The following is a 17,021-nucleotide window of genomic DNA, read 5'->3' on the forward strand; positions in this document are numbered from 1 at the left end:
AAAATAATTAAGGGAGAAAGGCCAAAAAAGCCTTTCTCCCTGGTAAAAACCTGGTGGAGAGGGTTACACCCCCTTTTCAGATACGGAGAAGAATCCAATAGTGTAGAGAAGCCATCCTACCCATATCAGGATCATCCCGACGAGGATGATGGAGAGCCAGCCTCCCCAGAAGAAAAGAGAACCTGCTGTACGGAAAAGATTGTTATGAAGATAGTTTTCAAGAGAAAGGGAAACTTTTTGCATCCTGATGCCATACACGATAGCAAAAGTCCAGGCGATAAGAGCGGTAATTATCCCCCCCAGAAACATGAGCCCACCACCGGCAGAGAAAAAAGCAAAAGGTGAAGAAAATCTGCCGGGAAAACCGCGCATGGGTATACCTTCTCCTCGTATTATGGCTCCTGAGAAAGTAGTGGCAAAAGTTCCTATAATAACAAAACTCAGGATCGTCAGCCCAATGACAGGAATGAGAAATGCCCATAAAGTATCAGAGAAAAGGTTGTGATCTTGTACAGAACGGGAAAACTGTTGGATACCTATAAGAAAAAGTACCATGCCTACAATACCGACCCAAAATAAATGAGGAACAACACCCAGGATAATCAAAAGACTCCCTACAGAGAGAAGGGTTTTGGTGTTTTTATCCATACGCACCTCCTTAATAAAGGTTTTTTCTTCCGTTATTGTAAGCCTATTTTTTGTTTTGTCAATTTATGGGGGTGTTTTTGTCGTCTTTTTTAGTGGCAATGTGATTTATAGAGAATGGGGGAAAGGTTTTCTCATAAGGGGAATCTTTTTTGTCGAAGTAATAAGAAAATAAAAAAACAAGCGGTTTTGAGGTGCTATTTTTCTTTGTTTCTTTGAGGTTTTTTGGGCAAAGAGACTTTGTGGTGTGAGAGGGTCTCTCTTGGGAGAGAGAGAATGTTTGACAGAATATTTTTTTTATTGTAATATTATAAAGTAAGAAAAAAAGGTGGTCGGAATGCGGTTTCCAGAATGGATTCATGCGGATGAGGCGAGGCAGATTGAGCTTGCGCATAGTATTGGCATATCCAATAAGGATGAGGTTGATCTGTTTGTAGGGATCTGTCGCTATGCTGAAAAATACAATACTTCCCAGATTTTGCTAAAACCTTTCTATAAAGATCTGTTCTCTTACGCCGTCCAGATCAATAACCGCAATCTCCAGAATGAGCAGCAGATGCTTGCAGTTCTCCAAAATGTTTATCAGGTGTTGTATAAAAATCTTTATCTTTCGCCTATTCAAGAGAATGGTAAGGTGATAGGGTTTATTCTCCAGGATCCCCGTGACCCGGCCAACAAGATTATTCCTATTATTGTCAACCTTCGTAATGCCTTATATCTGCCGGCTGTGTCTAATCCAAAACCCTTTCCAACGATGGAAAATATTCCTCCTGAGGTGCGTGCTTCGGAGTTTGTGCGTGAGGTGGATATTCAGACTCTTTCGGTTACTTTTCTTCAAGAGATTAAAGATCAGCAGGATCTTATTGTTATTGTGAAGTTTCCTAACGAAACCGATATGGTAGTGCCAGCCCAGGATTTTATATCACTTCCCAAGATTGCCTGGGAGAGGCTTGACAGAATCTTCCAAACCCAACCTAACCTTTTTGCCCTCTTTGTAAACAAAATGCGCCAGCTTCATAAGGCGACGATGCCATCTATTGAAAATGTTGAACAGTTTTTTGGCTGGCTTCAAAAAGATGTAACCCTTATCCAGGCATTTTGCCATCAGTTACTCACAAGTGTGGATCCACAAAAGGAGAAACTGCTTTTCCAGATAGGGTGGATATTGCAGGCATTTACCTTTCTGGATAAGCAAGCTGTACAAAAGGAAGATTACCGCAATCAGGCAATGAAAGCTATTATTCAGATCTTCGAGAGGTATGCGGTGCCCTTTTCTCATAGGCAGGTGTTGGGATTTTGGGAGAAAAGCTCGGTGCTTCGGGCTTTAAAAGAGAACGATTATCTTGATCTGGTCAAATCTTTTTTTGATGCGTATACGGTCCCTGAGAAGGAGGGGTTACCTCCGGCTATTTTTGTTTTTCGTTTAAATGGTGAAGTTCGTTATATTCATCGTAATCATTTTCTGAAGATTTTTCTTGATCTTCTGGATAGTGTTGCTCTCGATATCAAGCAAAACCTTGAACGTCAGGCTGAGGATAGAGCGTCGGATTTTTTACGCATGCCGTTTATGAAAACCAAGGATCTTTTTGTTATCTATCTCCAGGAGCTGGTAGAAGAAAAAAATGACATGCTGGCAGATCTTCTTAATAATACCCCACTTCTTTTTCAGTTTCTTTACTATCATTGTCAGAAAACTCCCGCTATTAAATCAGAGGCGTTGCGTTTCTTTGAGGACATGGATAATGTTACTTCCCCTGTACGTCGTCCGCTGGATGAGATTCTTCGGATTTCTTACGCTGATCTGGTCAAGCTGGCAGAGACTAACCTTCCTTTCAATTTTGTGGAGTTTTTCTTAAATTTTTTGGTGAAGCCTTTTCAGTGGTTTTTTGGGCTTTTTGGCAAGAAGATGGATGAGGCGCTTACAAGGGCTCTTGCTGAGAGAAAAGAGGTTTCAGAGTGGCTTGCGGCAAGTAAGGCTAAAAAAGGGAAAAAAGAAGAAACGTATATTTCTCTCTCTGAGGTGCAGCAGGCGACCCAGAAAACAAAAGTGGATGACACCTCTTTAGAGGCGTTGATACGATCTATAACGGGTCAAGAACCTCTGGAGAAGATTTTGGAAAATCTTGGCGACAAGTGGAACAAAACCTTGAGCCCTGAAGCTAAAAAAGACAATTATGATCTTGTTCATAGTAAGGTTTTAAATCGTCTGAAGTTTCTCAAGCATATCGATGCTAGTGTGGTCCAAAATGAGGTGAATAATATTATGCATGCCGAGAAATTCGTGGAGAAGATCCACAATAAAGATGCTTTTCGGGCGTATATTACCCTCTGGATGGCCTCTGCTGCAATGCAACTCCATCAGCAGAAACAAAAAAAGTAAATGTTATTTGACGCTGTATCGTGGTGTTTTGTGGATGTCGCTTGGTAAAAGGACAATTTCCTGTGAAAATTCGGATTTTTGTCCCCATTTGTCTACGGCTCGTACCGAAACAAAATATGCTCTGTCGTTGGCAAGACCGGTAAGTGTGTAGGTGATGGGCTGGAGTTTTCCCTGTTGTTTGTACGGGAGAAAAATGGGCGAAGGACCAGCCTGGCTGGATATGCCATCGTATTCTTGAGAACGTTCGCCGTAATAGATCTCGTATCCTATCAAATTTTCTTCAGGGGATGGAAGCCACGATAAAGTTATCGTCCCATCACCGGCTTCTGAGGAAAGAATAATCGGCGTAATGGGTTTTTCGTAGATGGTGTATTGTAATGAGAGGCTTGATAAAAGTGGGGTTGTTTGATTTTTTTCATAAGGGAAATACTGGATTTTGAACTGGATGTATTTTCCGACGCGCATCTCAGAAGGAAATTCGTTTGCTTTGGCAGGGAGGTATACCCAGGGAAGGGTGGTATCAGAGGGAGAAAAGGGTTGGTTGGATATACGGTAGGCTATCTTGAGAAGGAATGGTTCCTCGGGGTTTTTTGAGAGAATCTCTAGCCCTTTTATCTCAAAAAGAAAGGGCATTTTTTGAACGGTAGTGATCATTTCTGCGGGTTTTTGGTGATAGTTTTGTATGTTGTATTCGTCTTTGTAGATGGAGAGGATAGCAAAATTATCCAGCGAGAAAAATCCACCTCTGCCTAACGTGAGAGAAGCCGGGACTTCTTCCTTTACCATGGGGATGAGAATGGGGGAACGAGGGCGACGGTTTCGGGTTACCCAGATGATTTGCTGTTCTATTCCCTCTCGATAGGTAGCGAGTTTGCCATCCAGGATATTGAATGAAACTGCGTGATGTTCCCACTTGTTGAGCGCTATAGGGTGGTCCTCCGTGATTTCAAAGGAGTAGCTTTCATCTCCATCCCAGAAGAAATTTTCAAAGCGATAGGTGAGGCGGTTGTTTTTGATACTGATGCTTAGTCCATAGTTGTTTTGGTCTTTTTCTTCCCCGAGATTGTTGCCCATGAATTCCGCGATGGATTGGCCTTCGTATATCTGGTAAAAATAAGCCCAAAATTCGATGGTAAAGCTTCCTAGAATGGAGCCAGGACGCAGGATGGCAGTGCTTTTGGGAAGGAGGCGGAGACTGTGATTTTTGGTGAAGAATTTGGCACTTTTTTTGCTGCTTTTGGTTTGAAAGGCGTTGGGGATGTAGTTTTCGTAGGTGATTTGATAGTTTTTGAGAAGGGGTTTTTCTGATTCGAAGTCCAGAAAAAGGTCCTGATTGAGATCAGAGGCGGGTTTTTCTTCCTGAAGTTTGAGGTAGAGGGCGTTTTTTTGGCTAACAATTTGAAGATTTTGGATATGGTACCACTCCATGGTAGCGAGCGAAAAGGTCTTTTTTTCTATGGGTTCAAACGTGGTGCCCCACAGGAGCACTGGAAGAAGGAAAAATATGAGAGCATTCCTCATGAAACCCTCCTTATCTTTGATATTTTCGACAAAAAGGAGGAAATCTTGAGATGAGTGCCTCATAGGGGGGCAAGAGAACACGAGATGACATATCAAAAAATAGTATACGAGAGGGGAAAAAGCGTTATCATTTTTCGGTTTTTTTGCAGGGGATTTGGGACAAAAGGTTTTGAACCCTTTGTGCCTTTTCGCTGGTTACCCTGGGTGGTACATAGCCTGAAAAGGGTAATTGCTGAAAAAGGGTAATAGCCTGTGTTTTTCTCCTGTCAATAGCAAAGAAATGAGATTCGGAATGGGGGTTAGAGATCCAGCAGAGGGATGTTTGCGCCATTTTGGATAAGGTGGCGAGAAACTATCGTGGGAGAAAAGCGTAACATCTCCGGTAATGGTACCCCTGTGACAGCTTCGACCACATCCTGGACACGGAGCCCCCCGTCTTCGAGAAGAAAGGTGACTCGGGTGGTTTTTTCAGATTCGAGGTGAAGGAGGTACTTTCGGATGGGCAGAGCTTTTTCCCCTGATTTGGTTTTTTTGATGACAAGGGCATCCTCAGGGATGTGCTGAAGAGAGGGATAAAGAGATGGTCCCTCAATCTGGAGGGTGCAGAGGTGGTTTTTGGCTTGTTGGCTGAGAGAAGGGGTGCCGAGGAGAAGGGTTCTGGCACCATTGATCTTCAGTCCCTCTGGTAAGACTTCGTTGAAGCGATGGATCCATTCTTCGGGGGGAAGTGTTTGCCATATGTTTACTTCGGCGAGCTCCATGAAGCTTTCGAAGCCGAGAGGGAGAGCCCAGAGAAAGGCAAACCGAAAATGAGGGTTGAATCCCTGGGTGTAGCAAACGGGGAGGTTGGCGCGGATGACAGCCCTGGAGAGGGTTTCTTCGAGGTCGGTGGGGGAGATATAGCGGGCAAGATCTTTCTTTTCAAAGGAGAATCTGAGGATAGCTTGAGGGGAGGCATCGATGGAGAGATTGGAAAGAAAATGGGGATCTATCATGGCTTGTTTTTCTTGAGCGTTTCTTGGCCGAATAATGCGGAAATCACATACCTCACACTGGTTGCTGCACCTGTCTCGGCAGTCGTCGGAAAATATATGCTGAGAGGCTTTTTCGTTTTCTCTTTTGAGGAAGGTTTCTGAGGTTGTTTTGATGATCTGCCAGGGAAGGGGGGCATCCAGGTTTTTTGGGCGGAGATACATCCAGGGGTCAATGCCAAGCTCTTCAAAACAGCTTTTCCACAGCTCTATCTGGATCTGGTCGTTCCATCCGTCAAAACGGGCTCCTCGTTTCCAGGCGAGTTGGATGACCTGTCCGAGCTGCCGATCCCCCTGGGAAAAGACACCCTCGAGAAAGCTTAAGTGGGGATGGTTGTACCGGATCTGGATTTTTTTCTTGTGCCGGAAAATGTGGATGAGGTTCTGGAAATGGGAGAGGGCTTCATCCGGGTCCATTTGTCCAGCCCATTGGAAGGGGGTGTGGGGTTTGGGGATGAAGACAGCTACACTTGCTGTGATGGTGATAGAGGGAAACTTTTGGGAAAGACTCTCGAGAAGATGTTGGATGCCCAGCACTTCTTCACTTGGTGTAGTGTAGGGGAGCCCTATCATGAAATAGAGCTTGACGGATTTCCAGCCGAGTTTTTGAGCGATGGAGATGACCTCGCAGAGGTTATCGGTGGTGACGGTTTTGTTGATAGCTCGGCGTATCTCATCGGTTGCGCCTTCTACGGCAAAGGTGAGCCCGGATTTGCGTATTTCCTGAACACTTTTTGCCAGATCGATGGTAAAAGAATCCAGCCGCAGGCTTGGGAGGGAAAAAGATATCCCGTGGGGGGAAAACTGCTCATGAAGCAGGGGGAGAAGGTCAGCCAGAGCGGAGTAGTCACTAATGGATAGACTGATAAGAGAAAATTCCCGGTAACCTGTCTCTCGGATCACTTCCCGGGAGAGCTGGAGAATGGTCGCGATGCTGCGTTCTCTCACCGGACGATAATGAACACCGGCCTGACAGAATCGGCATCCTCTCGTGCAACCACGAGCAACCTCTACAACAGCTCTATCTTGGATAGCCTGGCAGTTTGGGATAAGCTGTTTGGTGACAAAAGGAATGTTCTCGAGATCGGGTTCGCGGCGAACGATGACGGGTTTTCCCTTTGGGATAACAAAACCATTCTCTTTGCTGAGTGTATAAAGGGAGGGTACGTATACCCCCGGGATATCAGCAAACATGGAGAGAATCTCTTTTCTGGAAGCATGTGGATGGTTGTGGAGCACTTCCATCATTTCTAGCAGGGCAGTCTCTCCATCGCCTACACATACGGCGTCAAGAAAATCAGCTACGGGTTCAATATTGCCTGTCACCGGTCCGCCGGCAATGATAAGGGGATGATCCTCAGTGCGTTCGGATGAGAGAAAGGGAATGCCGGCAAGATCAAGAACGGTGAGGAAGTTTGTGTAGAGAAGTTCGTACTGGAAACTGAATCCCACCACGTCAAAATGCGCGAGGGGTGTTTTGCTTTCGAGGGAGTAGAGGGGGATGCGATGTTTTCGAAGGAGATCTTCCATGTCTAACCAGGGGGTGTAAGCTCTCTCGCAGACGAATCGTTCATCCCTGTTGACGAGATCGTAGAGAATGCGTATCCCAAGGTTGGATATACCTATCTCGTAGATATCGGGATAAACCAGAGCGAGGGTGGTTCGACCCTTGTGGGATTTTTGGATACTGTGAACCTCTCCTCCAGTGTAGCGGGCAGGTTTCTCGACATAGGGGAGGATATGTTGTTCGATGAAACGAAAGTCTACCATGTGGCTCCCTGGGAAAAGATAGTATTAGTGTACAGAGAAGTCTCAGATTTTGCAAGTGTGAGGATTTTTCTCTCTGTCAAATAAATTAAAATGTCACCTTTTTATTGAAATAGAAATGTCACTTTTTTATGCCGAAACTCTACGACCATAATCATCTATTTCAAAAAAGTTCAATTCGATATTTTTCTTAAAAATATGTATACTTCCATCAAGCCAGGTTTTTAAGATAACATTGTCCCCGGGTTTTATGGCTATAGGTTGTTTCTTTTCAATCTGGTATATTCTTTTAGAAAACTTTATTGTATAATCTCTATAGACTTTGCACTCGGCCGTATAACAAACATAGTTCCTTAAGTCCTGATCAGGCATTAATGCAATATGAAAATCTTCATCCGACAGAGGTTTTTTACTAAATTTTCGGTTATTCTTTTCCCAGTAATATTCTTTCAAAAAACGATTGGCACTGTCAATATCCTTTATGTTTTTAGTTTCATTTCTGCTATTAACCTGTCCTGATGGATCCCATTCCATCTCTACGCGTCCTTTTGCCTGGGGACTATGGGCATATATCATTTCTATCCCCAGCCTATGGCAGACCTCTCCAAACTTTGTTAGAGGCAATTTCCTGCAAGCTGTTCTTCTATGGTCGCTTCCCGTTTCGTATAGAACAGGCTTTTATAATCACAATAGATCGAATAAGGAATACCGTATTTCATTATCCAGTCAAACAAACATTGCAGCGCTACTTGTGTCGTTTCTCCTGTGTCGAAAAGACCGTAAGATGTGCCTGTAGCATCATCCACCATATTCATCAGACAGACTTCTTTGCCTGTCCCAAACCAGTCGTGAATGCTGCCGTCCATTTGAATCATTTCTCCAAAATGCTCTTTTCTCGGCCTTCTGGTACGGTGTTTCGCAGTTTTTCTTATTTTCTTCCACAATCCTGTTTCCATCATCCATAACGAAGCGTTGATGCTCCTATTTTTATATGATGTTCCTCATAAAGCTTTTCAGCTATAAATGTCGGCTTAAAACCTTTATAATTATTCCGTACTATCTGCATAATTTCTCTTTGATATCACTGCTAAATTCTGTGATTCCCGGTTTGCCTATTAATTTGTGATTGAGGGCTTCATCACCCTTTGATAAATATTCTTTAAAAATTCGAATAAGTTGCCTTCTGCAAATCCCCAGTATTATTGCAGCATCTTTCTGCTTGATTTTCTTGTTCTTTACCATCTCCAGTATTTTTGCCCTCTTCTGTGCTTTAAGTGTCATCGTTATCACCTCTCTCATCTGCAACCTCTCGTTTTTTTAGTTGCAGTATTTTAAAAGGTGACATTTCTATTTGCACAAAGTGTGAAATTTTAAATTGTTTTCGACACACCAATACCGAACTTTACATAACACAGTATGTGGTGAAAGCTGTGTATCAAATTTCTTCTAATAATGTTCAAAATATTACTAATACAAGGTTCCCATGGACAAACACAGTTGGCATAGTTTCTAAAAACACCATATTCCCAACGTCAAGGTTAATGTTTAATCCAACAAGCAAAGCGGTAACCATAAGAGATTGGAAGTACAGCCATACAGACACAGCAAACAACAAGGTCGTCTATACCCTTGATGAAACGTCCAGTGCCTTTTTAGGGTTTGACATAAGAATTTATACCAATGCTGGAAACGAGACGATACCTTTTAAGATCAATCTTATTTTTAACAAAGGTGGGTTTAAATAAAGACAACGCAGTCTTACGCACCTCCTTACACATATATATATATAAAAAAGGAGAGAGGGGTGTCCCCTCCCTCCTTTTTTTGTGTATGTGCTTACGTGATGCTATAGCTTATAACCATTGTTAATTCAAGGCGTTGGTAACCCTATGGAAGTCTTCTTCAGGCACAAAGATAAAAAACGAGAAGGTGTTTCTAGCATACTCATACATAAAAACGTCTCCGGCAAAAGAATCCGGCACAGCCATCCCTAAACCAGAAAACAGAGCTTGATTAGCGCATACATTCATAATGATGCCGCGCACATAGTCACTTGGTGCGTTGCCTATTCTTATCCACACAGGCTGAATGGTTGGCCCGTATAGGCAAGAATAAGCCATATCAAAATGTGATGTACAGTGCACTCGGAACGGGAAAGAGAAAGACGCAAGCCTTGTAGATTTAGCGCTTTCAAAGGTTTGGACGCCGAGTCTTGGCGCATTGGTGTAAAACACTATATCCCCCTGGTCACTTGTAGAGATGTGAGTTCTGGCCGTGTGATAGTATCCGTTTGATGCAAAATAAGCTACGTAGTTTGTTTCATACCATAAATCATGGTTTCGATCATAGTCCCCGCGCCAAAAAATCATATGCCCACGTGGCTCTGAATCATCGTCAAGTCGTGCATGTGCGACACCATTGGTGTTAAAGATAAAATATGTTTTGTTATTAGTTATTACAAGCTGCTGTCCACTGATAAAGTTAGAGATTTCGGCAGCCACATAAAAGTAGTAATATCCTATAGGGAAGGGTCTATTACTGGTAACATACAGATACAGTCTCATGCTCCCCAGCGTATTAGGGTCAATTGCCATTCCTTGATAATCTCGGCCTTGTGCAAATTGGACATACCTGTTTGATGTGTTCTTATAGAATTTAAAGAGCCAGGCGTACTGGATAGCCGGTACTTTTTGTCCGTTAAGCTGCCAAGCGGGTGGTGTAAGAAAGACATTAAACACACTGTCTGGGATGAACTTGTTATAACCATTGGATTCATAAGCACTAATATACCATTGAGATGGGCGGGAACCCATTTCTCCCTCTTCTGGGAACTCTCTATTTACGACATCTCTAAAGTAGAGATAGTCGGGTGGGTCAAAAAGGCCGTGCCCATTGTATCTAATAATTCCGAGCACCAATCGCCAGGCCTTGTTTTCGCCTCTGTTACTAAAACAAAAATCAAAGATGTATTGTTGAAAGAAGTTAGTAAAATACCATTGAAAAACGTTACTAACGTTAATGTTAGAAAAGGCGTCAGTATTTACGAGCCAGCTCGGGAGTTCGAGGTGATACAAGATAGCGCCGTAAGGAGCTGTATTGGTTGAGGAAGCCAGCACGAAATACTCTGGTGTTGTAGCATAGGTAATTTTTTGAAGTGTATCTATTGCTTCGGGCGAATGGTCATAGACGAGATATCCGTCTGGAGGCACCCAACTAGTATTAGTATTGGTTTGAGGTGTGTCATTAGCGTTAGTGTTGGTGCTAGATGGGGGGCGAGCGGGGCCTAACACACCCCCTTCTGAATCCGGGATATTCATAGTACACCCTAAAGCCCAAAGAAGCGTCGTCGCAAACAATGGAAATATTAATCTTTTCATATTTTCCTCCTTATAATTATAATAGGGTATAGTTAATGTGACGTCTGTATATATTATAAATTTTTCTTTTAAAAAATGCAATTTTTTTTATAAAAACAAAATTGTTAATGATCATTGAAATGACCCCCAAATAGGGATATTAATCTCTCTCTAGGAAGTTTCAATCCTTGTTTTAATGGAAGTGGCATTCAAACGACAAAATCGTGTTCATCGATGAGGCCGGGATGATGTTTCAATCCTTGTTTTGGTGGATGTTAGTCTTAAACTTAATGCCGCCATGTCAAAAACCGTTTTCCCATAATGTTTCAATCCTTGTTTTGGTGGATGTTAGTCTTAAACTTAACGCAGCAGATTTACCTGTGCCAGTATCTCCTGTGTTTCAATCCTTGTTTTGGTGGATGTTAGTCTTAAACCCGCTTGTTTACCGCATAACAATTTAGAAACGAATCGAGTTTCAATCCTTGTTTTGGTGGATGTTAGTCTTAAACAAATGTGCAAAACTTTTTGTATATTCTTGTGTGGTAGTTTCAATCCTTGTTTTGGTGGATGTTAGTCTTAAACTTGCCTCTTTTTTGTGGCTTCTGCCACTTGAATTATGTTTCAATCCTTGTTTTGGTGGATGTTAGTCTTAAACTCCTTATCCACCGCATTCACATCTACTCCATGCTTCAAGTTTCAATCCTTGTTTTGGTGGATGTTAGTCTTAAACTTCCAGGAGTGTGTTCCTAGTTTTGTTGTCCAGAAGGTTTCAATCCTTGTTTTGGTGGATGTTAGTCTTAAACTCTTGCTAGTTGCGGGTGTCGCTTCGAGAGGTTGTCAGTTTCAATCCTTGTTTTGGTGGATGTTAGTCTTAAACAGATTGTCTCGAAACTATCGGTCGGACTCGGAATAGTTTCAATCCTTGTTTTGGTGGATGTTAGTCTTAAACCTTTGGACAAGTCTGTTTCGCTTTTACTTCTGGACAAGTTTCAATCCTTGTTTTGGTGGATGTTAGTCTTAAACCAAGGTATAATCACCCAAAGTAGGGTAGGTATTGCAGTTTCAATCCTTGTTTTGGTGGATGTTAGTCTTAAACAGCCATGAGGTTGTAAGTCTTTTATTTACAATAACATATTTATTTTATAACTGGTTTTATTTTTTTGTTTTTTATGCTGGCATTGAATGGTTTTATTCTCCTTTCTGGAATTTTTGCATTGTTTTTTTGTTGTTTAATTCTTTTGCTTTCTTTTAATTATAAAAGGGTTTTTCTTTTTTTGCAAATAAATTGGAAGATTTTTATACACATATTTTTTGGTAGGTGCAATCAATGCATTTGTTTTGGTTTTTTTTGACAGGGGGAAAGTATTCAAATTCAATAATTTTGAGCATATTATGTATTATATGCAGGACGTGGTGGTAGTCTTCTTCAGAGAGAGAAACTTCTACCATTTTGTTTGAGCTTCTTGTGAAAACTATGAAACCTCTTTTTATCTCTCGTTGATAGATATCCCTTACACACAGTCCATACATGGCTAATTGGGTTCGGTATGTATCGTAAAGGTACTCTTTGTATTCAGCGAATTTGTAGTCTATAATGATTGCTTGGTTGTTTTTGGTGAATAAGAGTTCATCGACGATGCCTTTGATGTGGTAGCGTGGGGAGATGAGATAGGCATTGACTATTTTTTCTTTGATGGAGAGCCTTTTTCTGAGGTAGGTTGTGTTTTCTTTTTGTTTTTTTTTATGGAGACTTCTTCCGATCAGGACTTTTTCTCGTGTTTGCTCTTGTTGGGGAATTTTGAGAACTTCCATGAAATAGGTAAACCTGGGACAGAAGAGGTATTCTATGACATCTGACGGGGTGAAGAAGATCTCTTTCATTTTATATTATCAGGGCTTTGATTTTGTCTGACACCATATCTTTGTCAAACTCTTCGCCAATCATTCGAACGTTTTCAAAATTTTCTTGTGAGACGGGGAAAATATAGATTTTGTCAGAAAGAGCGTCTCTTTCTTCGTTTTTGAGAGCTTCTTTAATGAGACGTTCACAGAAGACAGCCATCTCGTCAATTTCGTTTTTGTTTATATTGCCTACGAATACAGATTTTTGGATCCTGTATAAGCCTATTGTTTCAAGTTTTTTTACTATTTTGTTTCGTCTTCTGTTTCCGGCTTTGGTGCTTTCGATGTCATAGACTATGTATACTATCATTTTATACCTCCTCTATTTCAAGTTTTTCAAATTGTTCTCTTTCGTTTTGGAGCCATTCGTTGGCGAGATGTCTCAATTCAAAAAGGGGCATATGTTTTCTTTTGATGTTTCTTCCTCGATAACGGATAGGTTCGTCTAAAAAGGCTGTGAAATGTTCGATGATGGTCTTTTTCCCATTGTCTTCAATCAACACACCATTCTGAAGTTTTTGGAAGTCTTTCTTTCCTAGTTTCCTGTTTGAAAAAAGATAGAGAGTGCTTTCTTCGGCGTAGATTCTGACCATCTCGATGGCATCAAAGACAAAGCTTTTTTTATTGTAGTTATCGACATGCATGATACCTATGAAAGGATCTATTCCAGCAAGTATGCAAGCTTTTTCTACGAGACTGTATAAGATACCATAATGATAGTTCAAAGCAGCGTTAAATTCATCTTTTGCTGGATTTCGACTTCTCTCCTCGAATTGAAAGCTTTCAGGCAAAAGTTGACTTATGGTTTTGAAGTACTCTCTTCCAACTGATCCTTCAATGCCAAGAAGAGTGTTTCGTATTTCTTCTATGGTACCGTTTACTTCGTTTAAACTGTTTTTATGTTTGATGATGGTTTCTTGGAGGTTTTGAAGAATGTTTTTGTGGTTGGGACGGGTTTTTATGAGTTTTTCTATCCATTCAAGTTGATTTTCAAATTTTTTGTTAATAAAGTATCTGGCGTATTTTGTACCAGTCTCTCCAGTACTAATTTCTAACTGCTTTTTTCTGATGAGAGTAGTGGAACCAAGTTTGCTGTGCCATACTCTACTTATAGGGTCACCAAATTTGTTGAGAAAAACAATATCAATGTTGTTTTCATAACAGAGAGAGATGACGTCTGTTGAGATGGCGGCTCCGGAGGTTATGAAGATGCTTTCTATCTTTTTGGGGGAGAATCGCTTTTCTTCTCCTTTTTCTCCTATTTTGACAGTGATGAGACCATCTCGTACATGGAGGAAGGATCCAAAGGTAACGAGGAAGAGAAGCATTTAAAACAAACCTCCTTGTTAAAAACCATTACAACACAACGGCTGAAGAAGTCATGCCTTCCGTAATAAAACCAGTCTCTAAATCATAAAATTCACGGAGTTTATCATTACTTAAGTAGTAAATTCCATTAACAAGTTCTAGAGAGTTTTTTATACTTGCTGGTACACATATGACGTATTGATAAAATTGGTCTTTTATCGAGTCAAAGTGTTGTTTTTTCAAAAATCGGTTGCCTATTTCTTTTATTTTTAGAAAATCTTGCCAAACACCTTTTGCTATATCATCGAATTCTATGAAAACATCTATTTTGTTATAATCTTCTTCTATGAGCTTAAATGCAGAAATGGAGGGTACATTCTTATCCTCAGTATCATATTTAAGTTTTTCAATGGCTTCTAAAAGATTTTTTGATACATTTTGTGTTTTCTTGTTTTTGGTTTCATTGTAATAATCTTCTATCAGTTTCAAAAATTCATCTTCTTTTATTTCCTCTTTTTCTGAAAGAATTTTTTTAGTTATATCAAGCAAGACACAATCGTATATATAGGAAGCATAGGTACGATCGTTATCATCCTTTAGTTCAAAAACATAGACCACTCCTTTACTTTTAGAATTGTTATTTCTATTACATCTTCCCGCTGCCTGGTTAATAGAATCCAGTGGTGCCATATCTCTTACTACAATATCAAAATCTATGTCCACTCCTGCTTCTACGAGTTGTGTAGTGATAACAACTTGGTACATATTGGCTTTAATCTCTCGAATACGTTGCAATCTTTCTCTGGGAGTTATATGAGTAGAAAGGAAAGTATGGGATATGGATAGATTTTCGATCATCTCATAAAATCTTTTTGCCGAAGCAATAGTATTAAAAATAAATAGGTAAGATTTTCCATTATCTAATTGAAAATAATTAAAAAGCTCTTCTAATGTTCTTGATTTATCTAAAACGGGTATTAATAAAACTCTGTTTAGACTGGAAAAATATGAATCTTTATTTACAAGGCTTGTGATTTCATTTTTTTCAAATATCAAGGGCTCTGTTGCAGTAGCAAATATGATATAGACATTTAAGCTATCAGAAAGTTTCTTCATAATAGTTTGTAGTAATGACCAATACTTTATAGGTATAGATTGAACTTCATCGAGTATAATAATAGAGTTAGAAAGTTTATGAAATTTTCTAAGATTTTTGTTTTGATTGGAAATCAAAGTATGAAATAGTTGCATGAAGGTTGTTACTATTATTTCAGAGTTCCATCCTTCTATAAGAATTTTTGCTTCGTCTGTCTCGAATTCGTTGTTTTCTTTTTGATAAGAAATCCCTGAGAGATGATGATGTTTTAATAAAATGTCAGAAGTAGGTTCAAGATGGTTTGATTTTATCACAGATTCAAAAACACTGAAGTTTTGCTCAATAATACTGAGAAATGGCAAGGCATAGATGATTCGAGGATGTATATTCTTTTCATTTTTCAATTTTTCTCTGAGCTTTAATGCAAAGGATAAAGAGATCAAAGTCTTTCCCAGACCAGTCGGAAGATTGAGAGAATAGATTTTTTTATCTAAAGAGATCTCCTTACTCATAACTTCTTGATAAGCTTCTTCTCTCAGTGGATTTATACTTGAAAAATCAAATTTTTTATTTTTTTTGTAATTATTTACCCAATCGGAGGTGTTGAATGTCTTTCTTTCAAAAATATCCCGAGTTTTTACTACTACTTCATTCTTGTCTGCATCAAGTAGCAAAGAATAAAGGAAATTTAAATAGAGATAATGTCTAACATCTTTATCTAGATTTCTTACTTCTTTCTTTAATTTCTTCAGTTCTTCTGGAAAGTTTTCTATCCAACCTCGAATACACTCTTTTGTGAGAAATATGGGAAGCCCTTCTTTTTTAAGTTTAGAGGCAAGTTTTTTAAACGACTTCTCATCAATACTATCAAGTTGCTGAAGGAGAAGTTTTTTCTCCTCGTCAGTAAAGAGTGAAATCTCATCTAAAACATCTATAAGATCTCCATGGTGCCTTTTTACTGCAATATAACTAAAAAGAGGAAAAAATTTTTCAGCTCTTTTTTCTTTTACGATAAAATAAGCACAGATAGCTGAAAAAAGACTGTGGTGAGTTTCTTTTTTTTTCTTGATTTCTTCTTTTTCTTTATCATTAGCTTTTAGATAACATTGAAAATAAGATGTTGCCTTGCCTATGTCGTGAGTAAGAGCGATAATTTTTACGATGTCTCTAAGTTCTTCTTGTATCTCTGGTGGTTTTTCACAAAGGAATAACTCTGAGAACTGAGCTACACCTATTAGATGGTCTTCAAGTAGTACGTCAGGATGAGAATAAAGATTAGAAGAACACAATGTTTACCCCTTGTTCCAGTTGATAATAGCTTTTTACGGTTGCTTTGAGAGTTTTTCCATCAGACTCAAAAATTACATCTTCATATTTTTCTACTATTCGTTCTTGATTCATTTTAATAGGAATTTTCTCCTTAAAATATTTCTTGTTCTGTTCGATCTCAATCTTGTCTTCAATCAATTTATCCACTGTAACAGGAGTACATAGCTCTACCGCTTTATTACTCGTTTTCTCATAAGAATCGTAAAGCCCAACATATTTAAAGTTAGCAAGAAGCTCACTCAAGCCGAGAGAGACTGTGTAAACAGATTTGTGTTCTTGGATACCTTCAGAGAGTTTATTAAAGACCTGTTCATCCTCATGGCTTATATAAATTCTAAAACAAGGGTCTTTAAGAAATTCTGTCCTTATCTGTGTGCGAGGTGCAAGATTTTTATCACTCATGGGAAGTCTTAAATTTGTTCCCTTTGTCTCCAAGAGATTAAGCCCCATTCTTACCTTCTTTACAGGGCTGAGTATTTGCAAAGCAATTTTACATTTTTCAGTTCCAAATACTTTTAGATATTCGTTCGAGTTTTTATCTGTACCATATATAGCTCCTAAGATACCAGCAATTGTTGGTGGTGGAGGAAATGAAAAAGTAAGAGGTGATGTAGTAGTATAAAATTTACGAAAATGCCCGTAGTCTCCCCATATATCAAAGACTAAGACTTTCATAGTATCCCTTC

The 17,021-nt window shown here is 39.8% G+C and carries 13 protein-coding genes and 1 CRISPR repeat array; of the genes, 1 reads left to right on the forward strand and 12 read right to left on the reverse strand.

Annotation, left to right across the window (positions count from 1 at the left end):
• Positions 1-63: 63 nt before the first annotated feature.
• Complete coding sequence (locus tag KDW03_RS05030; RefSeq protein ID WP_271436296.1) at positions 64-648, reverse strand: DUF996 domain-containing protein; 585 nt, start codon at positions 646-648, stop codon at positions 64-66.
• Between the two features lie 334 nt (positions 649-982).
• Here KDW03_RS05030 and KDW03_RS05035 point away from each other — a divergent pair, with 334 nt between their 5' ends.
• On the forward strand, positions 983-3,025 hold the full coding sequence (locus tag KDW03_RS05035) for a hypothetical protein (RefSeq protein WP_271436297.1): 2,043 nt from the start codon (positions 983-985) through the stop codon (positions 3,023-3,025).
• 3 nt (positions 3,026-3,028) lie between these two features.
• Here the strand turns inward: KDW03_RS05035 and KDW03_RS05040 are convergent, their stop codons facing one another.
• From KDW03_RS05040 to cas5b, 11 genes are all read right to left on the reverse strand, one after another.
• On the reverse strand, positions 3,029-4,546 hold the full coding sequence (locus tag KDW03_RS05040; RefSeq protein WP_271436298.1) for a fibronectin type III domain-containing protein: 1,518 nt from the start codon (positions 4,544-4,546) through the stop codon (positions 3,029-3,031).
• A 299-nt stretch (positions 4,547-4,845) separates the two neighbouring features.
• Complete coding sequence (locus KDW03_RS05045) at positions 4,846-7,347, reverse strand: TIGR03960 family B12-binding radical SAM protein (protein WP_271436299.1); 2,502 nt, start codon at positions 7,345-7,347, stop codon at positions 4,846-4,848.
• A 126-nt stretch (positions 7,348-7,473) separates the two neighbouring features.
• On the reverse strand, positions 7,474-7,968 hold the full coding sequence (locus KDW03_RS05050; RefSeq protein WP_271436300.1) for a hypothetical protein: 495 nt from the start codon (positions 7,966-7,968) through the stop codon (positions 7,474-7,476).
• Positions 7,959-8,300 (reverse strand): hypothetical protein, encoded by a 342-nt coding sequence (locus tag KDW03_RS05055; RefSeq protein ID WP_271436301.1) that lies wholly within the window; start codon positions 8,298-8,300, stop codon positions 7,959-7,961. Before KDW03_RS05055 ends, KDW03_RS05050 begins: the two co-directional genes overlap by 10 nt.
• 100 nt (positions 8,301-8,400) lie before the next feature.
• Positions 8,401-8,643 (reverse strand): helix-turn-helix domain-containing protein, encoded by a 243-nt coding sequence (locus tag KDW03_RS05060; protein WP_271436302.1) that lies wholly within the window; start codon positions 8,641-8,643, stop codon positions 8,401-8,403.
• Positions 8,644-9,209: 566 nt separating this feature from the next.
• Complete coding sequence (locus KDW03_RS05065; protein WP_271436303.1) at positions 9,210-10,721, reverse strand: hypothetical protein; 1,512 nt, start codon at positions 10,719-10,721, stop codon at positions 9,210-9,212.
• 228 nt (positions 10,722-10,949) lie between these two features.
• Positions 10,950-11,796: a CRISPR direct-repeat array (repeat unit 38 nt; unit sequence AGTTTCAATCCTTGTTTTGGTGGATGTTAGTCTTAAAC).
• A gap of 200 nt (positions 11,797-11,996) precedes the next feature.
• Positions 11,997-12,581 (reverse strand): CRISPR-associated protein Cas4, encoded by a 585-nt coding sequence (gene cas4, locus KDW03_RS05070; protein ID WP_271436304.1) that lies wholly within the window; start codon positions 12,579-12,581, stop codon positions 11,997-11,999.
• Between the two features lies 1 nt (position 12,582).
• Positions 12,583-12,912, reverse strand: coding sequence for a CRISPR-associated endonuclease Cas2 (gene cas2, locus KDW03_RS05075; RefSeq protein WP_271436305.1), 330 nt, complete (start codon positions 12,910-12,912; stop codon positions 12,583-12,585).
• A gap of 1 nt (position 12,913) precedes the next feature.
• Positions 12,914-13,930 carry a CRISPR-associated endonuclease Cas1 gene (gene cas1, locus KDW03_RS05080; protein ID WP_271436306.1) on the reverse strand — a complete coding sequence of 339 codons (1,017 nt, stop codon included), beginning with the start codon at positions 13,928-13,930 and terminating at the stop codon, positions 12,914-12,916.
• A 28-nt stretch (positions 13,931-13,958) separates the two neighbouring features.
• Positions 13,959-16,295, reverse strand: coding sequence for a CRISPR-associated helicase Cas3' (cas3, locus tag KDW03_RS05085; RefSeq protein ID WP_271436307.1), 2,337 nt, complete (start codon positions 16,293-16,295; stop codon positions 13,959-13,961).
• The gene (cas5b, locus tag KDW03_RS05090) at positions 16,282-17,010 is read right to left on the reverse strand and encodes a type I-B CRISPR-associated protein Cas5b (RefSeq protein WP_271436308.1); all 729 of its coding nucleotides are present in this window, start codon (positions 17,008-17,010) and stop codon (positions 16,282-16,284) included. Before cas5b ends, cas3 begins: the two co-directional genes overlap by 14 nt.
• Positions 17,011-17,021 lie beyond the last annotated feature (11 nt).

This window comes from Thermospira aquatica, from assembly GCF_023525255.1.
Taxonomy (GTDB): Bacteria; Spirochaetota; Brevinematia; order Brevinematales; family Thermospiraceae; genus Thermospira; species Thermospira aquatica.

Bases quoted from the DNA above. Each gene is read 5' to 3' on its own strand.
- KDW03_RS05060 (WP_271436302.1), bottom strand. From the start codon at position 8,643: ATGAGAGAGGTGATAACGATGACACTTAAAGCACAGAAGAGGGCAAAA.
- KDW03_RS05065 (WP_271436303.1), bottom strand. From the start codon at position 10,721: ATGAAAAGATTAATATTTCCATTGTTTGCGACGACGCTTCTTTGGGCT.
- cas2 (WP_271436305.1), bottom strand. From the start codon at position 12,912: ATGATAGTATACATAGTCTATGACATCGAAAGCACCAAAGCCGGAAAC.
- KDW03_RS05055 (WP_271436301.1), bottom strand. From the start codon at position 8,300: ATGGAAACAGGATTGTGGAAGAAAATAAGAAAAACTGCGAAACACCGT.
- KDW03_RS05035 (WP_271436297.1), top strand. From the start codon at position 983: ATGCGGTTTCCAGAATGGATTCATGCGGATGAGGCGAGGCAGATTGAG.
- cas5b (WP_271436308.1), bottom strand. From the start codon at position 17,010: ATGAAAGTCTTAGTCTTTGATATATGGGGAGACTACGGGCATTTTCGT.
- cas1 (WP_271436306.1), bottom strand. From the start codon at position 13,930: ATGCTTCTCTTCCTCGTTACCTTTGGATCCTTCCTCCATGTACGAGAT.
- KDW03_RS05045 (WP_271436299.1), bottom strand. From the start codon at position 7,347: ATGGTAGACTTTCGTTTCATCGAACAACATATCCTCCCCTATGTCGAG.
- KDW03_RS05040 (WP_271436298.1), bottom strand. From the start codon at position 4,546: ATGAGGAATGCTCTCATATTTTTCCTTCTTCCAGTGCTCCTGTGGGGC.
- KDW03_RS05030 (WP_271436296.1), bottom strand. From the start codon at position 648: ATGGATAAAAACACCAAAACCCTTCTCTCTGTAGGGAGTCTTTTGATT.
- cas4 (WP_271436304.1), bottom strand. From the start codon at position 12,581: ATGAAAGAGATCTTCTTCACCCCGTCAGATGTCATAGAATACCTCTTC.